21 protein-coding genes are annotated in these 20664 nt (G+C 65.5%); 9 read left to right on the top strand and 12 right to left on the bottom strand.

Annotated elements, in window-relative coordinates:
• From rsmH to ACREB7_RS16270, 5 genes are all read right to left on the bottom strand, one after another.
• The coding region (gene rsmH, locus ACREB7_RS16290) for a 16S rRNA (cytosine(1402)-N(4))-methyltransferase RsmH (RefSeq protein ID WP_431593324.1) at window positions 1–820 on the bottom strand (820 nt) is incomplete at its 3' end.
• Window positions 817–1338, bottom strand: coding sequence for a division/cell wall cluster transcriptional repressor MraZ (locus ACREB7_RS16285; RefSeq protein WP_431593323.1), 522 nt, complete (start codon window positions 1336–1338; stop codon window positions 817–819). The genes rsmH and ACREB7_RS16285, both read right to left, overlap by 4 nt.
• Window positions 1339–1616: 278 nt before the next feature.
• Window positions 1617–2786, bottom strand: coding sequence for a Gldg family protein (locus ACREB7_RS16280; RefSeq protein ID WP_431593322.1), 1170 nt, complete (start codon window positions 2784–2786; stop codon window positions 1617–1619).
• On the bottom strand, window positions 2783–3172 hold the full coding sequence (locus tag ACREB7_RS16275; RefSeq protein ID WP_431593321.1) for a hypothetical protein: 390 nt from the start codon (window positions 3170–3172) through the stop codon (window positions 2783–2785). Before ACREB7_RS16275 ends, ACREB7_RS16280 begins: the two co-directional genes overlap by 4 nt.
• Window positions 3169–4140, bottom strand: a complete 972-nt coding sequence (locus ACREB7_RS16270) for a cysteine synthase A (RefSeq protein ID WP_431593320.1) — start codon at window positions 4138–4140, stop codon at window positions 3169–3171. Before ACREB7_RS16270 ends, ACREB7_RS16275 begins: the two co-directional genes overlap by 4 nt.
• A gap of 194 nt (window positions 4141–4334) precedes the next feature.
• Between ACREB7_RS16270 and ACREB7_RS16265 the strand changes: the two genes are divergently transcribed.
• Window positions 4335–6413 (top strand): TonB-dependent receptor, encoded by a 2079-nt coding sequence (locus tag ACREB7_RS16265; protein WP_431593319.1) that lies wholly within the window; start codon window positions 4335–4337, stop codon window positions 6411–6413.
• 40 nt (window positions 6414–6453) lie between these two features.
• On the opposite strand, the gene ACREB7_RS16260 is transcribed toward ACREB7_RS16265, so the two are convergent.
• The 5 genes from ACREB7_RS16260 to ACREB7_RS16240 form a co-directional block, all read right to left on the bottom strand.
• The gene (locus ACREB7_RS16260; protein ID WP_431593318.1) at window positions 6454–6993 is read right to left on the bottom strand and encodes a hypothetical protein; all 540 of its coding nucleotides are present in this window, start codon (window positions 6991–6993) and stop codon (window positions 6454–6456) included.
• 43 nt (window positions 6994–7036) lie between these two features.
• Complete coding sequence (gene fabG / locus ACREB7_RS16255; RefSeq protein ID WP_431593317.1) at window positions 7037–7780, bottom strand: 3-oxoacyl-[acyl-carrier-protein] reductase; 744 nt, start codon at window positions 7778–7780, stop codon at window positions 7037–7039.
• A 1-nt stretch (window position 7781) separates the two neighbouring features.
• Window positions 7782–8213 (bottom strand): GxxExxY protein, encoded by a 432-nt coding sequence (locus ACREB7_RS16250; RefSeq protein WP_431593316.1) that lies wholly within the window; start codon window positions 8211–8213, stop codon window positions 7782–7784.
• Window positions 8214–8284: 71 nt separating this feature from the next.
• Window positions 8285–9235, bottom strand: a complete 951-nt coding sequence (gene fabD / locus ACREB7_RS16245; RefSeq protein ID WP_431593315.1) for an ACP S-malonyltransferase — start codon at window positions 9233–9235, stop codon at window positions 8285–8287.
• A 44-nt stretch (window positions 9236–9279) separates the two neighbouring features.
• Complete coding sequence (locus ACREB7_RS16240) at window positions 9280–10107, bottom strand: LD-carboxypeptidase (protein ID WP_431593314.1); 828 nt, start codon at window positions 10105–10107, stop codon at window positions 9280–9282.
• Between the two features lie 55 nt (window positions 10108–10162).
• Between ACREB7_RS16240 and ACREB7_RS16235 the strand changes: the two genes are divergently transcribed.
• The 7 genes from ACREB7_RS16235 (at window position 10163) to ACREB7_RS16205 (ending at window position 15688) form a co-directional block, all read left to right on the top strand.
• Window positions 10163–11548 carry a Mur ligase family protein gene (locus ACREB7_RS16235; protein ID WP_431593313.1) on the top strand — a complete coding sequence of 462 codons (1386 nt, stop codon included), beginning with the start codon at window positions 10163–10165 and terminating at the stop codon, window positions 11546–11548.
• Window positions 11549–11703: 155 nt separating this feature from the next.
• Window positions 11704–12072, top strand: coding sequence for a 30S ribosomal protein S6 (gene rpsF / locus ACREB7_RS16230; RefSeq protein WP_431593325.1), 369 nt, complete (start codon window positions 11704–11706; stop codon window positions 12070–12072).
• 11 nt (window positions 12073–12083) lie between these two features.
• Window positions 12084–12308 carry a 30S ribosomal protein S18 gene (gene rpsR / locus ACREB7_RS16225; protein WP_056346852.1) on the top strand — a complete coding sequence of 75 codons (225 nt, stop codon included), beginning with the start codon at window positions 12084–12086 and terminating at the stop codon, window positions 12306–12308.
• A gap of 14 nt (window positions 12309–12322) precedes the next feature.
• Entirely contained in the window at window positions 12323–12946 is a 624-nt protein-coding gene (rplI, locus tag ACREB7_RS16220) for a 50S ribosomal protein L9 (protein ID WP_431593312.1), read from the top strand.
• A gap of 290 nt (window positions 12947–13236) precedes the next feature.
• Window positions 13237–14274 (top strand): hypothetical protein, encoded by a 1038-nt coding sequence (locus ACREB7_RS16215; protein WP_431593311.1) that lies wholly within the window; start codon window positions 13237–13239, stop codon window positions 14272–14274.
• A 9-nt stretch (window positions 14275–14283) separates the two neighbouring features.
• Entirely contained in the window at window positions 14284–14940 is a 657-nt protein-coding gene (locus ACREB7_RS16210) for a Fe2+-dependent dioxygenase (RefSeq protein WP_431593310.1), read from the top strand.
• A 4-nt stretch (window positions 14941–14944) separates the two neighbouring features.
• Window positions 14945–15688 carry a class I SAM-dependent methyltransferase gene (locus tag ACREB7_RS16205; protein WP_431593309.1) on the top strand — a complete coding sequence of 248 codons (744 nt, stop codon included), beginning with the start codon at window positions 14945–14947 and terminating at the stop codon, window positions 15686–15688.
• On the opposite strand, the gene folE is transcribed toward ACREB7_RS16205, so the two are convergent.
• Window positions 15669–16265: a GTP cyclohydrolase I FolE gene (folE, locus tag ACREB7_RS16200; RefSeq protein WP_431593308.1), complete on the bottom strand. Its 597-nt coding sequence runs from the start codon at window positions 16263–16265 to the stop codon at window positions 15669–15671. The two genes, ACREB7_RS16205 and folE, sit on opposite strands and share 20 nt — an antisense overlap.
• 436 nt (window positions 16266–16701) lie before the next feature.
• Between folE and ACREB7_RS16195 the strand changes: the two genes are divergently transcribed.
• Window positions 16702–19734: a TonB-dependent receptor gene (locus tag ACREB7_RS16195; RefSeq protein ID WP_431593307.1), complete on the top strand. Its 3033-nt coding sequence runs from the start codon at window positions 16702–16704 to the stop codon at window positions 19732–19734.
• 115 nt (window positions 19735–19849) lie between these two features.
• Here ACREB7_RS16195 and ACREB7_RS16190 read toward each other — a convergent pair.
• On the bottom strand, window positions 19850–20664 hold an 815-nt coding region (locus tag ACREB7_RS16190), incomplete at its 5' end, for a TonB-dependent receptor domain-containing protein (protein ID WP_431593306.1).

Genomic DNA, 20664 nt, shown 5'->3' with positions numbered 1-20664 from the left:
GACAGGGAGGGGCTAGCGCGGGCCGGTGGCGCGAACCGGCGGCATCGCCTCCGCTCCGTTCGCGCAGGAAATTTTTCACGATGCGGTCCTCGGTGCTGTGGAACGACACCACCGCGAGCCGGCCGCCGGGGCGCAGCAGCCGTTCGGCGGCGTCGAGCCCGGCCTTGAGCTCGTCGAGTTCGCCGTTGATGTGAATGCGGATCGCCTGGAAGCTGCGCGTCGCCGGATCCTTGGGCGCACCCGGGGGATGGCGCAGCGCCTTGCGGATCACCGTCGCCAGCTCGCCGGTGCGCGACAGCGGGCGCGCGGCGACGATGGCGCGCGCGACGCGGCGCGACTGGCGCTCGTCGCCATAATGAAAGAGCACATCGGCGATCGCGCCCTCATCGGCACTGTTGAGCCAGTCGGCTGCGGTCTCGCCGTCCTGCGCCATCGTCATATTCAGCGGGCCGTCGTTCTGGAACGAAAAGCCGCGTTCGGCGCGGTCGAGCTGCATCGACGAGACGCCGATGTCGAAGACGATGCCGTCGACGGCGTCGATGCCGCGCTCGGCAAGCAGCCGGTCGATCTCGCCGAAGCGGCCGTGGATCAAAGTGAGCTTACCGCCAGCCTCGGCGACGAGCGCCTGCCCTTCGGCGATCGCATCGGGGTCGCGGTCGCAGGCGACGACATTCGCGCCCGCCGCGAGCATCGCGCGGGTGTAGCCGCCGGCGCCGAAGGTCGCGTCGACATGGCGTTCGCCGGGCGTGATCGCGAGCGCGGCGACGATTTCGTCGCGGAGGACCGGATCATGGCGTGGGTCGCGAGGAAGGCCGGTCATTTCCGGCCCTTCGCCTTAGCCGCGTCCCAGGCAGCGGCGACACGGCGGAGGCGCGGATCAGCCTCTTCGCAGGCGCCGAGCAGCGGCAGCCACCAGATTTCGAAGCGACGTCCGGCGCCGACAAAGGCGCAGGCGCCGCCGTCGAAGGCCAGCGTGTCGGGATCGTCCGGATTGTCGCGGTGCGAGAAGGTCGGCAGGAAGCGGCCGCTTTCGTCGAGCGTGTAGCTCTTCGTGAAGTCGAAGCGCTTCTTATACTCGGCGTCCTCGTCATAATCGCGGTCGCGGTCGCGCGCGATGTCGCGATCGCGGGCGATTTCGTCGTTGAGGCGGTCGAACTGGTCCTGGCCATAAGCGACCAGGCAGGGCAGCTTTTCGTGAAAGCCGACCCAGAGCACGCGCTGGCCATCCGCATTGAGGGGCACATTGTTGCGGAATTCAGAGGGGACGGCGATGCGTCCCTTGCCATCGATCGCGGCGAATTCGGTGCCGGAATAGCTGCCGGGCGTTACAACCGCCATCGCTTCGCCCCCAGTCCAGCACCCTGGGCAAAACTTTCCCGGCTTCGGAATCGCGAAATCCGAATCAAAAGACGCAGGTGGAGAATGCCCCTCTCCGACCTCTGCCTAACAAGAATGACCTAGGGTGGAAAGGGGTAAATTCGGGCGTAACCGGGTTTATTACCCACCAAACTAGGGTGGATCGGGGCGAGGCAGGCCGAAACGGGCGAAAAACGGCAAGGCCAGCCGCGTCTCGCGAGGCTGTGGATAAGCAAAAAGGGACAAAAATCCGCGCAAATTCATGGCCGTATCCAGATCGGATCGAGGAGCGGCCGGCCGGCGGGGTTCAGTGCGCCGGCCAGCCAGGCCAGATTGTCCGACCGGCGGAACCAGGGCGCGCCCGCGATCGGCGATTGCCACAGGCTTTCGTGGAGCAGATCGGCGTCGCCGACCAGCCAGACCATCGCCTTGCCGACCGGACACCGCGCGACCCGGCGGTCGCCATAGGTCGCGCAGCCGGGCGGAAGCCGGGTGAAGAGGCCCGCCGAGTGGAGCCGCAATTTCCGGCCTCCCGGGTCGAGGAATACATCGACGTCCCCTTCCCACCCCGAAATGCCCCGATCGGGCGCGGCGAGCGCGACGCCCCAATGGTCGAGCAACGGAGTGAGCAGGCTGGTCACCGGCGGATTGCGCGGATCGCCGAGCGCATAAGGCGGCTCCCAGCTCGACAAGGCATCGGCGAGGATGACGATGGTGCGCGAGTCCCGGGTGAGCGCATCGAGGCGGACAAGCTCCTCGGGCGCCAGCGCGCGCGGATGGGCGACCAGCAGCGGCTCGGTACCCCCGACTTCGGACAGGCTGTCGATCAAATGCACGTCGAAACGCTGGGCGAGCTCGCCCACGGCGGGCGCATCCGTCGGCCCCGCCGCCAGCATCGCCGTCAGATCGTCGCCCGCCCAGCGCAGCGGCAGTCCGGTCAGCACCGCGAGCCTGGGCGCGGGCTGTTCGTTGATCGGCGTATAGGCGATGCCGACCAACCACTGTCCGGCGACGAACCACAGCGGAACGAGCAACAGCATCGCCGACCAACGGAACAGGCCGCGCCAGCCGTGGATCTTGCGAAGGACGAAGACGGCGACGCCGCACGCCGGGACACCGGCCGCAAAGGTCAGGCCGAGCTGGGCGGCGCCGATCGCCTTGCCGAGCCAAAGCTGGAGCAGGAGCTGGGCGACCAGCAAGCCGAGCAGCGCGGCGCCGATCATCCGGAGCCGTATCGGCAAAGCCTCGCCGCGCACCCGCCATGCCAGCCACAGCGCGCCGGGCATCAGCAGCGGGATCGCGAGTGCGGCGTCGACCCGCCCGAACGCCATCTGCCCGCCGGCGAACCAGGCGAGCAGCAAGGCCGGGACGATATAGAAGGTCGCGGAAAGCAGCGGCCGCGCCGCCGCGGCCGGGCGCGCGGCGGTCACTGCGCCGATTTGTTGCGGGCGCGCTGCAGAGCGGGATCGGGTTCGAGATCGGGAACCTTGGCGGTCGCCGGTTGCAGCGGCGGCGCCTTCGCGGCCGGAGCCGCGCCCGCCGCCGACGGGTCGGCGGGGGTGACCGGCTGGACGCCCAATTCCTCGAGCGGGGCGCCGCTGTTCTTGTCGGCGCCGCCGGTCGCGGCGGGCGCGGCGGCCACGCCGGCGTCGCTCGCCACCTGCTCGCGCGCGCGATCGCCGATCAGACCGGCGAGCCCGACCAGCAGCAGCACCGCCATCACCCCGGCGATGCCGATCTGCAGCCGCCGCATCGAGTCATTCGGGCCCATCGGCTGGGGTGAGACGGGCGTCGCCTTGGGTCGTTTCATGTTCATGCCGCCAATCCTTTGCTCGCCAACCACTCGGGATTGTAGAGCGTCGAGAGATAGCGAAACCCGCTGTCGCACAAGATGGTTGCGATGCGCTTGCCCGGCCCCAGGTGCCGCGCCAGAGCCATCGCGCCGGCGACATTGATCCCCGACGACAGGCCGAGGCACAGCCCCTCCTCGTCGAGCAGCTGGCGCACCACCGCGAGCCCCTCAGCATCCGAGATGCGGAACTGGGTATCGATCGGCGCGCCGTCGAGATTGCCGGTGATGCGGTTCTGACCGATCCCCTCCGCAACGCTCGACCCTTCGGGCTTCAATTCGCCGCACTGGTAATAATTATAGAGGCCCGCGCCGTGCGGGTCGGTGAGCGCGATGGTGATCGCCTCGTCCTTCGCCTTGAGCCCCAGCCCCGTGCCCGCGATCGTCCCGCCGGTGCCCGCGGCGCAGGTGAAGCCGTCGATGCGGCCGCCCATCTGGTCCCAGATTTCCTCGGCGGTGCCAAAGATGTGCGACTTGCGGTTGGCGATATTGTCGAACTGGTTCGCCCAGATCGCGTTGTCGGTTTCCTCGGCGATGCGGCGCGAGGTGTGGACGAAATGGCCGGGGTTGGCGAAGGGCGCGGGCGGCACCAGCACCAGCTCGGCGCCGAGCGCGCGGATCGTGTCCATTTTTTCGGCGCTCTGATTGTCGGGCATGACGATGATCGTCTTGTACCCGAGCGCATTGGCGACGAGCGCCAGGCCGATCCCGGTATTGCCCGCGGTCCCCTCGACGATCGTGCCGCCGGGCTTCAGGCTGCCGTTCGCTTCGGCGTCGCGCACGATGTAGAGCGCGGCGCGGTCCTTCACCGATCCGCCCGGATTGGCATATTCGCATTTGCCCCAGATTTCGCAGCCGGTGGCTTGGCTGGGTCCGCGAAGCAACACCAGCGGGGTGTTGCCGATCAGGTCCAGGCTGTTTTCCGCAATCGTCATGCCCTTGATCTAGGGGCGTGCCGGGGCGCCCGCAAGACAGCTTCGCTTAACCGGGCGATGATCAGTCTTCATCGACCAACGGTAGCGAACGCCCGACGAACGCCCTGCCCGCCTGAAATCGCGGGCTTGTTATTGTAACAGTATATCATTACTGCCCCGCATCAGTCGCCAACGAAAACAGGATTCTCCCCTTCATGCGCTTGCTTTGCTCCGCCGCCTCGACCCTCGCCCTGCTGCTCGCGGCCCCCGCCTTTGCGCAGGACGTGACGCCGCAAACCGGCGACGACGATTATCATACCGACCAGCCGATCATCGTGACCGCGCCCTATGTCCGCAGCCTCGACATATTGGGTAATGTGTCGGTGATGGAGGGCGAACAGCTGGCGCAGGATATCCGCGGCCAGATCGGCGACAGCCTGACCCGCCTGCCCGGCGTGTCGACCAGCAGCTTTTCGCCCGGCGCTTCGCGCCCGATCTTGCGCGGCTTTTCGGGCGAACGGGTAAGCGTGCTCGTCGACGGGCTCAGCGCGATCGACGCCTCGTCGACCTCGGCCGATCATGGCGTCAGTATCGATCCGCTGACCGCCGAACGCATCGAAGTGCTGCGCGGCCCGTCGGTGCTGCTGTTTTCGAGCCAGGCGATCGGCGGCGCGGTCAATGTCTTCGACCGCCGCATTCCGCGCGGCATTCCCGAAGCGCCTTTCCATGTCGACGCCCTGGGCAGCTATGGCACCGCCGCCGACGACAAGAGCATCGGCGCCTCGGTCGACGTTGCGCTGACCAAGCAGCTCGTTTTCCATGTCGACGGCAATTACCGCGATTCGAACGATGTCCGCGCCGGCGGGCTGATCTATGCCGAGCCGCTGCGCCAGCGCCTGCTCGGCCTTGCCGCCGATGCCGCGGCCGACGGCGACGCCGATGAGGCCGCGCGCCTGACCGGCGCCGCCAACAGCCGTGGCCGCATTCCCAACAGCGCCAGCACCAGCACCAGCGCGGGGGTCGGCGCGGCCTATATCAACGACGGCGGCATGCTCGGCCTGTCGTTCGGCTATCTCGAAACCGACTATGGGATTCCGCCGCGCGCCGACCTGGGCGAGGAGCCGACGATTTCGTCGCGCCAGTACCGCGTCGACCTGCGCGGCGAGGTCGAGCTGGGCGATGGCTTGTTTGAAAAGCTGCGCGTGCGCGGCGCTTATGGCGACTATGCCCATACCGAATTCGACGACGGCGTCCCGGGCACCACCTTCCTCAACAAGGGCATCGAGTTCCGCACCGAGCTGGCGCAGAACGACCGCGGCGGCTGGCGCGGCGCGAGCGGGGTGCAGTACAGCTTCCGCGATTTCGCCGCGATCGGCGACGAAGCCTTTCTGCCCCCGAACGAAACCACCCGTCTCGCGGCCTTCACGCTGCAGGAAAAGGAAATGGGTCCGGTGACGCTCGAAGGCGCGCTGCGCTATGAAAAGTCGAATGTGAAGGCGAGCAGCATCGGCTACGACCGCTCGTTCAACGCCTTTTCGGGCGCCGGCGGCTTCAGCTACGCGCTGGCCGACGGGTTGAAAGCCAGCTTCTCGGTCTCGCACAGCGAACGCGCGCCCTCGGCCGAGGAATTGCTGTCCGATGGCCCGCACGCCGCGACGCAGACCTTCGAGCGCGGCAATCCCGATTTCGACAAGGAAACGAGCTGGGGCGGCGAAGCGTCGCTGAAGTTCAACCGCGACGGCTATTCGGTCGCGCTGACCGGCTATGCGAGCTGGTTCGACGGCTTCATCTATGAAAGCGACACCGGGCTGATCGAGGACGACCTGCCGCTGTTCCAGTTCCGTCAAGACAAGGCGCGCACTTACGGTTTCGAGTTCGAGGGCAGCGCGCCGATCGCCCAGGTCGGCGGCTTCAACATCGTCGGCGACGTCACCGCCGACATGACGCGCGCGAAAATCAAGGGCGCCGGGGTCGACGGGAACGTGCCGCGCATCCCGCCGCTGCGCGTGCTCGGCGGGCTCGAGGCGCAGGGCGAACGGATCGATGCCCGCGCCGAGGTCGAATGGACCGACGACCAGACCCGTATTGCGACGTTTGAGACCCCGACCAAGGGTTTCACGCTGGTCAACGCCTCGCTGACCTGGCGCCCGCTACCCGAGACGAAGAATCTGTCGCTGACGCTCGCGGCAAACAACATCTTCGACGTCGACGCGCGCCGCCACGCGAGCTTTACCAAGGATTATGTGCCGCTCGCCGGCCGCGATATCCGGATCACCGCGCGGGCGAGCTTCTAGCTTTGCGGACGCCCCCGCTTCGGCGGGGGCGTCACGCAGATCAGAAGGGCAGCTTCTTGCGCTTGTTCCAATAGATGGAGGTCGCCGCCGCATAGGCGCCGACCTTTTCCCACACCGCCGAATCGACCTTTTCGATATCGACGCCGCTGTCGACATAGGCCTGAACGATCAACATGATCTGGTCGTCGGTCATATCGGATGACAGGTCGGGGTTCGCCCCGGCGGGGCCGAAGTCGAGCGCCTTGTCGACCAGCGCATTCGACAGGTTGCTGCGCGCGAGGTCGCCGATCAGCCATTCGCGCGAAATCCGCGCCAGGCTGTAATCGAAATAATCGCCCTTCTGCTCGTCGGCGATGCCGTGGCGCGCGACGCAGGCATCGGTCACCGTCGCCAGCGCTTTGAACAACGCATCGCGCGACGCATCGTCGCCGGCGCCGGTCATCGCCGCGCCCAGCGACGCCTTCAACGTCGCGTTGGTGTCGTTATTGACGCAGTCGAATTTGGCCCCCTCCTGCGCCAGCGCAGCGCCCGGCAGGGCAGTCATGGCAAGCGCGGCGCCCGCCATCAGTCCCTTCAGCATATTCAGTCCCTCCACCCGCAAAAAGCCTTAGAATCACAACCCACTAGGACAGCATGGCCATGCCGCCATTAACATGCAATGTCTGGCCGGTGACATAGCCCGCCTCTTTCGACGCCAGATAGACGACCGCTGCGGCGATATCCCCGCCCTCGCCCATCCGTCCCGCCGGGATGCGCGTGTTGAGCGCTTCCTTCTGCGCGTCGGGCAGTTCGGCGGTCATCGCGGTGGCGATAAAGCCCGGCGCGACGCAGTTCGCGGTGACGCCGCGGCTCGCCAGTTCCTGCGCCAGCGCCTTGGTCATGCCGGTGACGCCGGCCTTGGACGCCGCATAATTGGCCTGCCCCGGGTTGCCGGTGGCGCCGACGACGCTGGTGATCGAGATGATGCGGCCGAAGCGCGCCTTCATCATCGGCTTCGCCGCCGCGCGGGCGAGGCGGAAATTCGCCTCGAGATTGATCCGGATGACGTCCATCCATTCCTCGTCCTTCATGCGCAGGATCAGATTGTCGCGCGTCACCCCGGCATTGTTGACCAGGATATCGAGCTTGCCTCCCAGTGCCTCCACCGCCGCCGGTACCAGCGCATCGACCGCCACGCTGTCGCCCAGATCACAGGGCAGCGCGACATGATCGCCGCCCAGCGTGTCGCGGAAGGCGTTGAGCTTGTCGGCATTGGACCCCGACACCGCCAGCCGCGCGCCCTGCGCCGCCAGCGCCTGTGCGATAGCCGAACCGATGCCGCCGCTGGCGCCGGTAACGAGGGCGGTCATGCCGGTGAGATCGAACATTTCATTCTCCTGATGATTGCCGGTTCACGCGGAGACGCGGAGACGCGGAGGGTTTATGGTCGTTGACGATGCGGCGGACACCTTCCTTGAGTGTCGCCCCGCCGAAGTTGATGAGCAGACCGACCGACTGGCCGGTGAGACGCAGGTAGGTCAATAGCTGCTTGGCATGTGCAGGATTCAGTCTTTCGACCGATTTTATCTCCACCAGCAACCGATTATCGACGAGCAAATCGATACGGAATGCAGCATCGAAACGCGTGCCTTCAAAATGAATATCGATCGGCATTTGCCGATCAACCTTATATCCAAGACCGATCAGCTTGCCCGCCAGGACAGTTTCGTAAACGCTTTCCAGCAAACCGGGCCCCAACTCCCGATGCAGCCGGAGGGCCAAGTCCAACACATCGCCGCTCACGACATCAATGTCTTGCACTGCCCCTCCGCGTCTCCGCGTCTCCGCGCGAACCTCATCCCTTGCGATCTCTGCGCCTCTGCGCGAATCTTTCAAAGGGTTTTGAGCAAAGCCTCAATATCGTCCATCGAAATGACGCTGGTCACCTCAACCTCGCCCGACGCGCTGCGCTTGACCATCGGGCCGAGCACCTTGCCGCCGAATTCGACGAACTGGCCGACCCCGATATCCTCCATCGCGCCGACGCTTTCGCGCCAGCGGACGCGGCCGGTGACCTGCTGGACGAGCAGGTCGCGGATCGTGTCGGCGTCGCTCACCGGGCTCGCGGTGACGTTCGCGACCACGGGGAGCAGCGGCGCGGCGGGCGGGTTGGCGCCGAGCGCCTCGGCCATCGCGTCGGCGGCGGGCTGCATCAGCGGGCAGTGGAAGGGCGCCGAGACGGGCAGCAGCACGCCGCGCTTGATGCCCCAAGATTGTCCAGCTTCCTTGACCAGCGCGACCGCGCGCTCGACCGCGCCCTTGTGGCCCGAAATCACGACCTGTGACGGATCATTGTCGTTGGCGACGGTGCAGACTTCACCCTCGGCGGCGGCATCGGCGAGCTTCTGCGCAGTGTCGATATCGGCGCCGAGCAGCGCCGCCATCGCGCCGACGCCGACGGGGACCGCCGCCTGCATCGCCCGCCCGCGCGTCTTGAGGAGCCGCGCGGTGGTCGCGAGATCGAAGGCGCCGGCGGCGCAGAGCGCGCTATATTCGCCGAGGCTGTGGCCCGCGACATAATCGGCCTTGGCCGACAGCGTGACGCCGCCTTCCTTTTCGAGCACGCGCAGCGTCGCGATGGCGTTGGCCATGATCGCCGGCTGGGCATTTTCGGTGAGGACCAGCTGGTCCTCCGGCCCCTCGGTCATCAGCTGGAACAGCTTCTGCCCCAGCGCGTCGTCGACCTCCTGGAACACCTCGCGGGCGACCGGCGACGCGTCGGACAGCGCCTTGCCCATGCCGACTGCCTGGCTGCCCTGACCCGGAAAGATAAATGCGCGCATCTTGCGTCCCCTGCGGTGATAGTCGTTATCGCGCGCCTATTCCCTCACCCAGCGCGATGCAAGCCGAAGGGGACGACCTTGTTGCCCGCATCATGGCCGATGTCGGCGCGGCCGAGCCAGGGTATGTCGCAGCGCGTACACCAGTGACGCGCAATCTCCTCGGCCTCCACGCCGAACGGCCGGTCGTTTTCGGGCACATCGCTGACGCGGCCGAGCCGCAGTCCGGCCAGCCCGCGCTGCCCCAGATAGCTTGCGACATGGAAGAAGGCGCGGTCGAACGCATAGAGATATTCGCTCACCTCCTCGACCAGCAGGATATGGCCGCCAAGGTCGGGTTCGAGCGGGGTGCCGAGCAGCATCGACAGCGTCATCAGGTTGAACGCCGCATGGCGCGCACCGTGCTGCAACCCCGGCTCGCACGCCGCCGGATCGCGCGCGACCAGCCAGTCGAGCGCGCGCAGCACTGCGGCATCGCCCCCCTCGCGGCGGATATCGGCGATCATCGGTCCGTGCGCGACATGGTCGAAGCCGTCGCGATAGAGGCACCCAAGCAGATTGCCCTGGTCCGAATAGCCGAGGAATGCCTTGCCGCGCGGGACATCGGTCATCGCCGCGACCGCGTCCTCGGCGATGCGGCACGCGCCATAGCCACCGCGCGCGAACCAGACCGCGTCGATGTCGGGGCGGTTCGCTATCTCGACCAGCGCCGCGAAGCGATGCCCGTCCTCGCCTGCGAAATGGCCGTGGACCGCGAAACATTGCGGGTCGAACACCAGTTCGACGTCGGGGTAGCCGAGGCTCGCCAGCGCGCGCACCGCCTCGGCATCGTCGGGCAATATCGGGGTGCTGGGGGCGACGATCCCGATGCGCATAGCGTTCGCCTCCCCTTCCCTTGCCAAGCCCTCGCCAACGCCATAACGCCGCGCCATGACCGAAAACAAATCCTATTTCTTTTGCGGCATCGGCGGGTCGGGCATGTTGCCGTTGGCGATGATCGTCGCGGCGCGCGGCAACGCGGTTTCGGGCTCGGACCGCAGCCGCGACCAGGGGCGCAGCCCCGACAAATTCGACTGGATCGAACGCCAGGGGATCGCGCTGTTCGCGCAGGATGGCAGCGGCGTCGCGGCCGGCCAGACGCTCGTCGCCTCGGCGGCGGTCGAGGACAGCGTTCCCGATATCGCCGCCGCCAATACGCTCGGCCTGCCGCGCATGACGCGCGCCGACCTCAACGCGGCGCTGTTCAACGCCGCCGGCCAGGCGATCGGTGTCGGCGGGACGAGCGGCAAGTCGACCGTCACCGGCATGATCGGCTGGATCCTCGAAAGCACCGGCCGTAAACCCACCATTATGAACGGCGCGGTGATGCGCAATTTCTCCAGCGCAGAAACGCCCTTCGCCAGCGCGCTCGTCGGCGACGATGCGGTCTATGTCAGCGAGGTCGATGAAAGCGACGGCTCGATCGCGCTTTACCGGCCCGATGTCGCGGTGATCACGAACATCAGTCTCGACCACAAGAGCCTCGACGAACTGCACGCGCTGTTCGGCGATTTCGCCGCCAAGGCGCGGATCGCGGTGATCAACGCCGACGATCCGGAATCGGCGCCGTTGCTCGCCGGCGGCAATGTCGTGCGGTTCGGTTTCAGCGACGCCGCCGGGATGCGCGGCAGCGATTTCGAAGCGCTGCCCGACGGGTGCCGCTTCACCGTCCATTTCAACGTGACGCAGCGCGAGGTGCGGCTGCGCATGCCGGGGCGCCACAATGCCGCCAACGCGCTCGCGGCGATGGCGGCGGTGCGCGTACTCGGGGTATCGATCGGCGAATCCGCCGCCGCGCTCGCCGATTTCACCGGTCTCGCGCGGCGCTATGAGGTGCTTGGGCAAGCGGGCGGCGTGACCGTGATCGACGATTTTGCGCATAACCCCGACAAGGTCGCCGCGACGTTGTCCGCCGTCGCCGAACTGCCCGGCCGCGCCCTGATCTTCTTCCAGCCGCACGGCTATGGCCCGCTGCGCCAGATGGGCAAGGAACTGGCCGCAAGCTTTGCCAAGGGGATGCGCGACGGCGACAAATTGTTCGTGTGCGATCCGGTCTATTTCGGCGGCACCGTCGACCGCAGCATCGGCAGCGAGGCGCTGGTCGCCGACGTCGTCGCGGGCGGCGGCGACGCGGTCCACCTGACGACCCGCGCCAATTGCGGCGCGGCGATGCTCGACGAGGCCAAGGCCGGCGACCGCATCCTGATCCTCGGCGCACGCGACGATACGCTCACCGACTTCGGGCGCGAATTGCTGGAAAAGCTCGGCAGCGCTTGATTTCCGCCGCCGAATCTGTATAGGCGCGCTCCATCGGGGCGAGGCTTTGAGCCATCGCCCCGTTTGCTTTGCACCGATTCGCGAAGCAAGACGACAGCCGGAGGGGCCTGCGATTGGCGCAGGTCAGCGATCGGCCAAATCGAAGGAAGCGCACCATGCCGTTCTACGAGCATGTTTTTATCGCGCGTCAGGACCTGAGCCAGGCTCAGGTCGACGCGCTGGCGGAAACCGTCACCAACGTCATCGGCGAATTTAAGGGCGAGGTCCACAAGACCGAAACCTGGGGCCTGAAGCAGCTCGCCTACAAGATCCAGAAGAACCGCAAGGGTCATTATGTGATGTTGTCGGCCGAAGTGTCGGGCGAAGCCGTTGCCGAGATCGAGCGTCAGGCTGCGATCAACGAAGATATCATTCGCTGGATGACCATCAAGGTCGACGAACTCGAAAAGGGTCCGTCGGTGATGATGCGCAAGCAGGAACGTCGGGGCGGCCGTGGCGGCCGTGACCGCGACGGCGAAGAATAAGGATAAACATCATGGCACGACCCTTTTTCCGCCGCCGCAAGACCTGCCCCTTCACCGCGAAGGACGCACCGGTCATCGATTACAAGGACGTCCGTCTGCTCCAGGGTTACCTGTCGGAGCGTGGCAAGATCGTCCCGTCGCGGATCACCGCGGTGTCCACCAAGAAGCAGCGTGAGCTGGCGAAGGCGATCAAACGCTCGCGCCACATCGGCCTGCTCCCCTACATTGTGAAGTAAGGAGGGCTGGTCCGATGGAAATCATCCTGCTCGAACGTATCGAAAAGCTTGGCGGTATCGGCGACGTCGTCACCGTCAAGAACGGCTTCGCCCGCAACTACCTGTTGCCCAACAACAAGGCGCTGCGCGCGAACGACACCAACCGCAAGCTGTTCGAAGCCAACCGCGGCAAGATCGAAGCTGACAACGCCGAACGTCGTGGCGAGGCCGAAGGCCGCGCCAAAGACTTCGACGGCAAGCAGATCGTCCTGATCCGCCAGGCGTCGAACACCGGCCAGCTCTATGGCTCGGTTTCGGTCCGCGACATCGTCGATGCGCTGGCCGAAGACGGCATCACCGGCATCGGCAAGTCGATGGTCGAACTCGAACGCCCGATCAAGGCGCTCGGTCTGGTCGACGTCAAGGTCAAGCTGCACCCCGAGGTCGTCGTGACCGTCGGCGTCAACGTCGCGCGCTCGCCCGACGAAGCCGAAATGCAGAAGCAGGGCATCGACGTCATCGCCGCGATGTTCGAGGAAGAACAGGCCGAAGCCGCTGCTTCAGCGCTGGAACCCGACAGCGAAAACGAGTTCGAAGAAGGCACCCCGCCTTCGGAAACCGCCGTCGAAGCGGCTGCGGACGACGCCGAAGAAGCCTGAGATTTTTCAGCCTAAGCCATTTGAGAGGGCCGCGTTTCCGGACGGAGACGCGGCCCTTTCTGTTTGGGGGGTAATGGGTTGCAGGCGGGAGGGGGCGTTTCCTTTCCCGTCACCCCGGGCTTGACCCGGGGCCTGCCTTGTCTTTGATCCGGCGGTGCAAGAAGGAAGGCGGGTCCCGGGTCAAGCCCGGGATGACGATGAACTAGGCGCCCGCTAACCGCCCCAAAGCCGACATACCCGCACCCGATCCCCGCTGGCCAATCCCCCTCGCCTTTCCTATGGCGTCAGCAATGGCCGACGATCCCTTCCAGCGCCGCTTCGCCGGTGACGCGAGCCTGTTGCCGCATATGGCGGACCTCGCGAACGACCGCGTGCTGGTCGCGCTGCTGACCGAGGCGGATTATGGGGCCGCGAGCTTTCTCGACCAGCGGCTGCTCACCGACCGCATCGGGCGCGAGTGGATGGCGTGGGATGCCTTGCCCGACCTCGGCCCGGCGGCGCCGCGTCCGCACCTTATCTTCCACATCGGCCACGTCGGCTCGACCCTCGTCTCGCGGCTGCTCGCCGAGATGGGCGATGTCCTGCCGCTGCGCGAACCGATGATCTTGCGCACGCTGGCGCAGGTCGCCGAGCGGATCGACAAGCCCGAGTCCGTCTGGTCGCCCCATCTCTACCAGGCGCGTCTGGCGCAGGTCGGTGGCTGGCTCGGGCGCGGCTTCCGTCCCGGCCAGCGCGCGATGGTCAAGGCGTCGAGCGTCATCACCGCGATCGCAGACGACCTGACCGGGCAGGACGGCCGCGCGCTGTTCCTTTACGTCCCGCTCGCGCGCTATATCGAAACCATCCTCGCCGGCGAGGCGTCGATGACCGAGACGCTGGCGCAGGCGCCCGCGCGCATGGCGCGGCTCGCGGCGCTGCTCCCCGACCTGCCCTTCGCGCTCTGGCAATTGCCCCCGGTGACGCGGGTCGCGATGAGCTGGCTTTGCGAAATGGCGACCGCCGCGCGAACCCTGCCGCCCACCGACCCGCGCCACCTGTGGGTCGATTTCGAGGCGATGCTGAGCGAGCCCGCCGCGGGCCTGACCGCGCAAGCCCGGCACTTCGGCCTCGCGCCCAACGCCGCAGCGATCGAAACCGCACTCGCCGGCCCGATCATGCGCCAATATTCGAAGGCGCCCGAACATGGTTACAGCCCCGACCTGCGCCGCCAGCTGCAGGTGCAGGCGGCCGCCGAACACGCCCCCGCGATCGCCGAAGCCATCGCCTGGGTTGAAGCGCTCGCCGCACGCGATAAGACTCTCGGCGACCTGCCGATCCACGGCCGATAGGAAAGCATGATGTTCAAGCTGGTCCAACTGCTCGACGAAGGCGCCGTCCGCGCATTGCGCGAAATCGCCGCGAGCGGTCAGTTCGTCGATGGCAAGATCAGCAATCCGCATTCGAGGATCAAGAACAACCTGCAGCTCCACGACGCGCAGGCCTATGAACGTTCGTCGAAAATCCTCCTCGACGCGATGGTCCAGAACCCCGATTTCATGGAGTTCAGCTTTCCCGCGCGGATCGCGCCGCCGCTGCTCACCCGCTACACGCCGGGCATGCATTATGGGCTGCACCCCGACGCCGCCTATATTCCGCTCCCCGATGGCCAGCTCCGCACCGACGTCAGTTGCACCGTCTTCCTCAATGATCCCGCCGACTATGACGGCGGCGCGCTCCATGTCCGGCTCGGCAACGCCGACCTGCATTTCAAGGAGGCGCCGGGGGTCGCGATCGTCTATCCCTCGCACACGCTGCACGAGGTCGAACCGGTGACGCGCGGCGAGCGGCTGGTCGCGATCACCTTCATCCAGAGCCTGATCCCCGACGTCGCGCATCGCAATCTGATGTACGAACTCAACGAGGTCGCGGCGCTCGAGGGCGGCAAGATGGACCCCGAAAACTACACGCGGCTGCAGGCGGTGCAATATCAGCTGCTCCGCATGTGGCGCCGCTGACCCGGTGGCGGGCCGCGAAGACACCGCTTATGAGGCGCGGCTCAACCATAGCGGCGTCACCCGCTTCCTGCATAAGGTCCGTTACCGGAACCTGATCGGCGTCGTCGAAGCGCTGTCGGGCTTTCGCGGCGGCCGGCCGATCCGCATCCTCGATATCGGCTGCGGCAGCGCGCAGGCGTTCGGGCTGCTCGATCCCCTGTTCGCCATCGACTATGTCGGCGTCGAAATGCGCCGGAAACATTGTGCCGTGGCCCGGGATCGCTTTGGCGACCGCCCCAATTTCCGCGCCGTCCGCAACATCATCGGCAATTGCCTGGCGCTGCTCGACGAGTGCGACCTGGTCATCGCGCTCGAAACGCTCGAGCATATCCCCGAGGACGAAGTCGCGGTCCTGATCGAGCATATCGGCCGCAGCGAGATCGATGGGTTTTATTGCACCGTGCCGAACGAGGTCGGCCCCGCGATCGCGATCAAGAATCTGGGGTCGGCGCTGATCGGCTATCGGCGACACCGCGAATATAGCTGGAGCGACACCTTCCATTCGGCGACCTACCAACTGGGCAAGGTCGCGCCGCACGGCACCGGGCACAAGGGGTTCGACTGGCGCGCGCTCCAGCGCGTGATCGCGGCGCACCTCGATATCCAGGCGGTGCACCGCTCGCCCTATGGCTGGGTGCCGCGCGCGGTGTCGCCCAGCATCGGTTTCTATTGCACGCCGCGACCGGTCCTCAATAGCCCATCAGGCTGAGCACTTCCTTGCGGCTGCGTTCGTCCTCGAGGAAACAGCCAAGCAGCCGGCTCGTCACCATGCCGACGCCCGGGGTGCGCACGCCGCGTCCGGTCATGCAGCCGTGCTGCGCATCGATCACCACCGCGACGCCGTGCGGCTGGAGATTGTCCCAGATGCATTTGGCGACCTCGGCGGTCAGCCGTTCCTGCACCTGCAGCCGCCGCGCATAGCCGTTGAGCACGCGCGCAAGCTTGGAAATGCCAACGACGCGATCGCGCGGCAGATAGGCGATCGACGCCTTGCCGGTGATCGGCGCCATATGATGTTCGCAATGCGACTGGAACGGAATGTCGCGCAGCATGACGATCTCGTCATAGCCGCCGACCTCCTCGAAGGTGCGCGACAGATGGACCGCCGGGTCGTCGGCATAGCCCTGACAATATTCGAGCCAGGCGCGCGCGACACGCTTCGGCGTGTCGAGCAGCCCCTCGCGCGAGACGTCGTCGCCGGCCCAGGTGATGAGCGTACGGACCGCGTCGAGGACATTGTCGGGCACCACCGGCTTGCCGTCCGGTCCCACTTCCACCTTGGTCATCCACCCGCTTTCACTGTTGCATTCATGTCGCACATTTCGGCGCGATTGTGCCATTACGCAACCCCGGCCGGCGAAGAATTTCCTGTCGTAAAACAAGTTTACGTTGCGGAATCGGACCTTTTCCTAGCGCATGGGACGCAAGAAAATTTCGGCATCGCATCGCTGCACAAGTGACTTGACGCTCGCGTCAACTCGGCGCAACTTTGGTGCGTTACAGAACCCGCTCAAGCGGGTCGTGATCGGAGAGCCGGCGTTATTCCCCGAGCGCCGGGGGGAGAGGACGATGCCCAGCACAGCTGGCTACATGATTTTGCGCACGCGCTCGTGCTGGACCGATGAGGCCCGGCGCCCGTAGTCACGTCTGGACATATCCCCTCCCGATTGAAGCGATGCAATTGGGCGGCCCGCGACGCGGGCTGAAAAAGGGAGGCAATATATGAAGTTCAAGGCACTGATCGGCACCTCGATCCTTGCGATGTCGGTGGCGAGCCCGGCGTTCGCGCAGGACGCGGCGGACGAGACCGAACGCGACGCCTTTGGCGGCGAAATCGTCGTCACCGCGCAGCGGCAATCCGAACGCCTGCAGGACGTTCCCATCGCGGTCAGCGCCTTCTCGACCGAAGCGCTCGAAGCGCAGCAGATCAAGACGCCGTCGGATCTTCAGCTGACCCTGCCCAACGTCACCTTCACCAAGACGAACTTCACCGGCGCGAGCTTCACCATCCGCGGCATCGGCGACCTTTGCGTCGGCACCACCTGCGACAGCGCGACCGCGATCCATCTGAACGGCGACCCGCTCTTCTCGACCCGCCTGTTCGAAACCGAATTCTTCGACCTCGAACGCATCGAAGTGCTGCGCGGGCCGCAGGGCACTTTGTTCGGCCGCAACGCGACCTCGGGCGTGGTCAACGTCATCACCGCCAAGCCCAAGCTCGGCGCGTTCGAGGCCGCCGCCGAAGCCGAATATGGCAATTATGATTCGATGAAGGGCAAGGCGATGGTGAATATTCCCATCGGCGACACCCTGGCGCTGCGCGTCGCGGGCATCTACCTGAACCGCGACGGCTATACGAAGAACCTGTTCCTCGGCAATCGCATCGACGACCGCGACCTCTATTCGGTGCGCGGCTCGATCCGATGGGAACCCACCGACGACACGACGGTCGACTTTCTCGCCTCCTATTTCCACGAGCGCGACAATCGCACCCGCATCCAGAAACAGCAGTGCCAGCGCGACCCGACCGGCATCCTCGGCTGTCTGAACACGCGCCGCGACAATTCGCCGTTCAACGGCAATGCGACCTTCACCGCGGCGCTGACCTCGAAGGAGTTCCTGGCGACGCAGGGCATCCCGACCGCCTTCGCGCTCGGCAGCCTCTATGGCCCCGATCCCTATGCGAACACCACGATCCCCAACGATCCGCGTGTCGTGAACACCGCGTTCACGCCGCAATATTTCACCAGCGAACTGACGCTGCAGGGCGAGATCGAGCATAATTTCGGGCCGGTGTCGCTGCAGGTTTCGGGCCAGTACCAAAAGGTCAAGCTCGACTCGATGCAGGATTATAACAGCAATGTCGGCAACCGCGCGCTCTATGCGGGCGGCCTGAACACGCTGGCCTTCTTTGCCGCCAATGGCGTTCCGACGGGCCTTCCCGCCCCCGCGCCGGCTTTTGTCCCGGGATCGGCCGCCTTTTTCGCGCCGGTCGCGGCGGCGATCATTCCGCAGGGTCCGAACGGCCCGCTCTGCACCTCGCTGCCCGAGGAAAGCGGCTTCGGCTCGTTCGGCGGCAACAAGATCTGCGACGCCACCTCGTTGCAGTTCGACCGGTCGAACCAGTATAACAGCAGCTGGTCGACGGAAGCGATCCTGAGCAGCGACCTCGACGGTCCGTTCAACTTCCTGCTCGGCGGCATCTATGCCGATTACCACCTGACCGAGAACAGCTATTATGTGAACGCGTTCCCGATCGACTATCTGACCGGTGTCCTCGGCGCCTTCAATGCGTTCGCCAGCAACGTCGACGCCAATCCGAACAACAACCTGCCGCCGTCCTTCCTGGCGACGCCCTTCTTCCGCAACAACACCGACGATCTGAAGATCACGTCTTACGGCCTGTTCGGCGAAGCCTATTTCGAGTTCAACGACCGGATCAAGCTGACTGCGGGCCTGCGCTACAACAATGACAAGAAGAGCGTGGTCGCCCGGTCGACCCTCGCCAGCTTCCTGACGCCCTTCGGTTTGAACAGCGACACGGTCTTCGGTTCGCCCTTCGTCGGGTCGTTCGACGCCGATCCGGGCACGCCGGGCAACCAGATCATCCAGTCGCGCAGCGTGAAGTTCAACAAGCTGACCGGCCGTGCGGTGCTCGATTTCAAGGTCACCGACGACAATCTGCTCTACATCTCCTATTCGCGCGGTTACAAATCGGGGGGCATCAACCCGCCGCTGCAGCCGATCTTCCAGGTGCCCGAGAGCTTCAAGCCCGAACAGGTCGACGCCTTTGAAATCGGCTCGAAAAACACCTTCGGCAACGGCGCGCTTCAGCTGAACCTCACGGGTTTCTACTATAAATACAAGGATCTGCAGCTCAGCAAGATCGTCGCCCGCACTGCGGTCAACGACAATATCAACGCCAATATCTGGGGTTTCGAGGCCGAAGCGATCGTCCGCCCCGACCCGAATTTCGTCGTCAACCTCGGCTTCAGCTATCTCAACACCGAGGTTGCGGGCGACGAATATAGCAGCAACCCGCGCGACTTTGGCGGTGGCCGTCAGGACGCGGTGATCATCAAGGACATCACCAACGCGGCGAACTGCGCGGTGGCGTCGGCGTCGGGCAGCGTGGCCGGGGTCAACGGCTATGTGAACCAGGTCAATACGCTGATCAACCAGGGCGCCATCCCGGGTCTCAAGGCGGGCGCCGGTTTGCAGGGAACCACCGCCTTCCCGTCCGACGGCGGCATCGCATCGACGGGCGCCTACAGCGTTTGCGCGGTGATCATGGCGCTGGCGCCGACGCTCGGTCAGGCCTTTGGCGGCATCGAGACCTCGGCGACGCTCAATGGCGAGGTCTTCCAATATACCGCGGGCATTCCCGTCAACCTGAAGGGCAATGAACTGCCGCAGGCGCCGAATTACAAATTCTCGGCGGGTGCGCAGTATACGATCAACTTCGCCAACGCGATGTCGCTCGTCCCGCGCGTCGACCTCGCCTACACCGGCGACAGCTATGGCAGCATCTTCAACGGCAGCGTGAACAAGATCAAAGGCTATGCCCAGGTCAACGCCCAGATGCAGCTGAACGGGGCCGACGACAAATGGTATGTGAAGGGGTTCATCCAGAACCTGTTCAACTCGTCGAGCGTCACCGGCCTGTACATCACCGACCAGTCGTCGGGGAACTACACCAACATCTTCACTCTCGAACCGCGCCGCTATGGCATCGCGGCCGGCGTGAAATTCTGAACGCACGGCGGTAACGCCCAAAAGAAAACCCGGCCTCTCGACAGAGAGGCTGGGTTTTTCTTTGCCCGAAAGCGCCTGAAAAGGTCGGGGCGGCCGAGACCGCCCCGATGCCGGATCAGAATTTGAAGCGGCCGGTCACGCCATAGGTGCGCGGCTGGCTCGGGTAACCCGACACGCTGCCCGCCTGGGCCACCGCCGGGAAGATCGTCGTCAGATATTGCGCGTTGGTCAGGTTGCGACCCCACACGCCGACTTCGAGGCCGTTGTTCAGCTTGACGGTGAAGGACGCGTTCAGGCTGTTGACTTCGCGCTTCAGATTCTGCGCGACGCTCGCCGGCAGGCCGGTCAGGCCTTCGACGATCTGGACCGGGCTCTCATAGGCATAGTCGACATGCGCGATCGCCTTGGTCCCGCCGGCGAATTCATAGGTGTAAGTACCACCGGCCGAGAAGGAGAGTTCGGGGATGCCGGCGGGCGTGCTGCCCGAAATATCGCCGAACGCCGAGTTGACGAAGCTGTCGTATTTGGCGTCGAGGTAAGTCGCCGCCAGCGTCAGGTTGAGCCCGTCGGTCGGACGCACCGAACCGTCGAATTCGATGCCGAAGGTCGACTGCTTGCCGGCATTGGCCAGCGCGAAGCCGGTGCCGGTGAAGATGTTCGACTGGAAGCCCTTGATCGACTGCTTGAACACCGCAAGGTTCAAGGCGGCAACCGACCACTGGCCCTTCAGACCGAACTCGTAAACGGTCGATTCTTCGGGATCGGCGAAGCGCGAACCGGTGCCGAGATTCGTGACGCCGAGCCCGCCCGCGATGATCGCGGGCAGATCCGACGCCAGCGGACGGCTGTCGCGCGACAGGTTGACCGAGCTCGCCTTGAAGCCCGTCGCATAGGTCGCATAGATGTTGACCGTGTCGGTCAGCTCATAAG

The sequence above is a fragment of the Sphingopyxis sp. genome (assembly GCF_050725615.1).
Taxonomy (GTDB): Bacteria; Pseudomonadota; Alphaproteobacteria; order Sphingomonadales; family Sphingomonadaceae; genus Sphingopyxis.
Note: the sequence above shows the minus strand (reverse complement) of the source record. Positions and strands in the feature narration are given on the sequence as shown.

What these genes read in the sequence shown, in the direction of transcription:
- ACREB7_RS16285 (WP_431593323.1), bottom strand. Translation starts at nt 1,338, where the DNA reads ATGGCGGTTGTAACGCCCGGCAGCTATTCCGGCACCGAATTCGCCGCG.
- ACREB7_RS16275 (WP_431593321.1), bottom strand. Translation starts at nt 3,172, where the DNA reads ATGAACATGAAACGACCCAAGGCGACGCCCGTCTCACCCCAGCCGATG.
- ACREB7_RS16270 (WP_431593320.1), bottom strand. Translation starts at nt 4,140, where the DNA reads ATGACGATTGCGGAAAACAGCCTGGACCTGATCGGCAACACCCCGCTG.
- ACREB7_RS16265 (WP_431593319.1), top strand. Translation starts at nt 4,335, where the DNA reads ATGCGCTTGCTTTGCTCCGCCGCCTCGACCCTCGCCCTGCTGCTCGCG.
- ACREB7_RS16260 (WP_431593318.1), bottom strand. Translation starts at nt 6,993, where the DNA reads ATGCTGAAGGGACTGATGGCGGGCGCCGCGCTTGCCATGACTGCCCTG.
- fabG (WP_431593317.1), bottom strand. Translation starts at nt 7,780, where the DNA reads ATGTTCGATCTCACCGGCATGACCGCCCTCGTTACCGGCGCCAGCGGC.
- fabD (WP_431593315.1), bottom strand. Translation starts at nt 9,235, where the DNA reads ATGCGCGCATTTATCTTTCCGGGTCAGGGCAGCCAGGCAGTCGGCATG.
- ACREB7_RS16240 (WP_431593314.1), bottom strand. Translation starts at nt 10,107, where the DNA reads ATGCGCATCGGGATCGTCGCCCCCAGCACCCCGATATTGCCCGACGAT.
- ACREB7_RS16235 (WP_431593313.1), top strand. Translation starts at nt 10,163, where the DNA reads ATGACCGAAAACAAATCCTATTTCTTTTGCGGCATCGGCGGGTCGGGC.
- rpsF (WP_431593325.1), top strand. Translation starts at nt 11,704, where the DNA reads ATGCCGTTCTACGAGCATGTTTTTATCGCGCGTCAGGACCTGAGCCAG.
- rpsR (WP_056346852.1), top strand. Translation starts at nt 12,084, where the DNA reads ATGGCACGACCCTTTTTCCGCCGCCGCAAGACCTGCCCCTTCACCGCG.
- rplI (WP_431593312.1), top strand. Translation starts at nt 12,323, where the DNA reads ATGGAAATCATCCTGCTCGAACGTATCGAAAAGCTTGGCGGTATCGGC.
- ACREB7_RS16215 (WP_431593311.1), top strand. Translation starts at nt 13,237, where the DNA reads ATGGCCGACGATCCCTTCCAGCGCCGCTTCGCCGGTGACGCGAGCCTG.
- ACREB7_RS16210 (WP_431593310.1), top strand. Translation starts at nt 14,284, where the DNA reads ATGTTCAAGCTGGTCCAACTGCTCGACGAAGGCGCCGTCCGCGCATTG.
- folE (WP_431593308.1), bottom strand. Translation starts at nt 16,265, where the DNA reads ATGACCAAGGTGGAAGTGGGACCGGACGGCAAGCCGGTGGTGCCCGAC.
- ACREB7_RS16195 (WP_431593307.1), top strand. Translation starts at nt 16,702, where the DNA reads ATGAAGTTCAAGGCACTGATCGGCACCTCGATCCTTGCGATGTCGGTG.